This is a genomic window from Stieleria sp. (genome assembly GCF_041595215.1).
GTDB classification, from domain to species: Bacteria; Planctomycetota; Planctomycetia; order Pirellulales; family Pirellulaceae; genus Stieleria; species Stieleria magnilauensis.
Genome location: NZ_JBFHKV010001231.1, coordinates 1 through 2,310 on the forward strand (window position 1 = coordinate 1; position 2,310 = coordinate 2,310).

Annotated in this window: 3 protein-coding genes and 1 pseudogene; all 4 read left to right on the top strand. The window is 60.3% G+C overall.

The genetic code is table 11. The features are described from left to right. Nucleotides 1-240 (top strand): annotated as a pseudogene (locus tag ABX749_RS29960) (serine/threonine protein kinase); the annotation flags it as partial. Between the two features lie 173 nt (nt 241-413). Further along, a complete protein-coding gene (locus ABX749_RS29965; protein ID WP_372899265.1) occupies nt 414-1,166 on the top strand; it encodes an SDR family NAD(P)-dependent oxidoreductase in 753 nt (250 codons plus the stop codon). Between the two features lie 83 nt (nt 1,167-1,249). After that, on the top strand, nt 1,250-2,008 hold the full coding sequence (locus ABX749_RS29970; protein ID WP_372899266.1) for a CDP-alcohol phosphatidyltransferase family protein: 759 nt from the start codon (nt 1,250-1,252) through the stop codon (nt 2,006-2,008). Then, nucleotides 2,005-2,310: phosphatidate cytidylyltransferase (locus ABX749_RS29975; RefSeq protein WP_372899267.1), on the top strand; the 306-nt coding region annotated here is incomplete at its 3' end. The genes ABX749_RS29970 and ABX749_RS29975, both read left to right, overlap by 4 nt.

Genomic DNA, 2,310 nt, shown 5'->3' on the forward strand with positions numbered 1-2,310 from the left:
GACCGATTAGATGATCTGAAGTCGGGCGGCAGTCCCGTGTACGCCTCACCGATCAAAGTCGGAGAGCGTCTCTACGTCGTCACGCGTCGCAGCGGGACGTACGTCTTTGAAGCGACGCCCGAGATGAAACAGATTGCCAAGAGCGAACCGTTGGACGAATCGGACTTCAACGCCACACCGGCCATCTCAAACGGCCGCGCCTACCTGCGCAGCAACCAAGCGATCTACTGCGTGAAGTAAGCGCTGATCATCGTCGGACATCAGCCGGTTCGCGTTAGCGCCCGGGCACCACGCCTGACTCTCAAGGCCGATCGGCTCGTGCCCTATCAGCTACTCTCTTTCACCCTGCCGGGATATGCTACCCGGCTGCTTTGATCCTCTCCCCTCCTCGATCCACGGAACAAAACCGCCAGATGCCAACTTCACGACCCGTTGCTCTCGTGACCGGATCCGCGACCGGTGTCGGCCGCGCCTGTGTGCTGCAATTCGCCCGCCGCGGATTTGACGTCGTCATCAACTACTCCCGCAGCGAAAGCGACGCGCTTCAAACGGCATCCGAAGTGAAGCAACTCGGGGCGAAGGTCCTGCTGGTCGGTTGTGACGTTTCCGACGACATGGAAGTCCGCAAGATGATCGCCAAAGTCAACGACACGTTCGGGCGATTGGACGTCTTGGTCAACAACGCCGCGACGACATCCTTCATCGAACATCGCGACCTGGAGGGGCTGACCGAATCGATGTGGGACCGGATGTTGGCGGTCAATTTGAAGGGTGCGTTCTTTGTCACGCGGGCGGCCGCGGACTTGTTGCGCGCCAGCGGTTCGGGAAGCGTCGTCAATGTCAGTTCTGTCGCCGGGATCACCGGCAGCGGGTCGTCGATCGCCTACTGCGCGACGAAGGCCGGTCTGAACACGATGACTAAATCACTGGCCCGAGTGCTGGCGCCCGAAGTCCGCGTCAACGCGGTTTGCCCCGGTCCGATCGACAGCCGTTGGATCAAGGAAGGCAATCCGAAATGGGATCTGGACGCGATGGTGGCCGGCTATCCGATCCCCAAGGCGTCCCAACCGGACGACATCGCCGACGCGGTACTGTTCTTCGCCACCGGCACCGCGATGACAACCGGACAGATCCTGAGCGTCGATGGCGGTCAGACGCTGCTGTAGCTCGGTTGCTGACAATCTCGCTACAATCGACGCAGCACCTTTCTCCGGTTGATCGGCGGCAAGAATTCAATGGGCATCTGACGATGAATGATCTTGAAGGGCGACGGCCGCTGAAAACCCGCAGTTGGCGGGTGTTTCAGTACGCAGCGGAACGACTGGCGCAGACCCGCGTGACGCCCAACATGATCAGCACCTCCAGCATGGTCTTTGGCGTCATCGCCGGCTTAGCGCTCGCCGGAACGTCGATGGCGGGATCGTCAGGCGTGCTCGCAATCCTTTATCTGGCAGCAGCCGGTTGCATGCAACTGCGTTTGATCGCCAATTTGCTGGACGGCATGGTGGCGGTCGAAGGGGGAAAAGCGTCACCGGTCGGCGTGTTGTACAACGAGGTCCCCGACCGTCTTTCGGACGTCGCCATTCTGATCGGAGCGGGATACTCGTTGGCATCGCGAGCGGAACTGGGGCTGGCGGCGGCGGTCGTTGCCGTCTTTGTCGCTTACATCCGCGCGATCGGATCCAGCGCGGGCGCGGGTGAAGTCTTCGTCGGACCGATGGCCAAGCCCCAGCGAATGGCATTGATGACGTTCGCTTGCGTCCTCTGTGCGTTGCTCTCGCTGACAAGTTCGGGACTGTCCGGACGCTGGCAAGCCCCTGTGATGGGAGCGGTTCTGGGATTGATCATCGTCGGCGGTGTCATCACGTCGGTGCGTCGCCTGATGATCATTTCCGAAACACTTCGTGCCCAGATGCGGCGCCCGATGGAATTTCCCGCGGACGAATTTCCCGCGGACGAATTACCCGCGGATGATCGCGCCCCCGCAGAATCCGCGCAGGGGGAATGAGTTTGTTTGATCACCTGTCGACGGAGATTTGCCTGACGTTTGCGGCGATCGCAGGATTGCTGTTGCTTGCCAACGTGATTCTCATCTTGCGCAAGCGCGCCGATCCCGATCGCGATGACACCGAATTAGTGCTTCGCGTCCGGACGTGGTGGATCATCGTTGGATGCTTTGCATTCATGATTGCCGTCTCCAGAACGACCGCGGTCGCTTTCTTAGGATTCGTCAGCTTCCTCGCGTTCAAGGAGTTTTTGTCACTCATCCCGACGCGGCGGGCCGATCATCGTGTGTTGTTCTGGGCTTAC

What these genes read in the sequence shown, in the direction of transcription:
- ABX749_RS29965 (WP_372899265.1), top strand. Translation starts at nt 414, where the DNA reads ATGCCAACTTCACGACCCGTTGCTCTCGTGACCGGATCCGCGACCGGT.
- ABX749_RS29970 (WP_372899266.1), top strand. Translation starts at nt 1,250, where the DNA reads ATGAATGATCTTGAAGGGCGACGGCCGCTGAAAACCCGCAGTTGGCGG.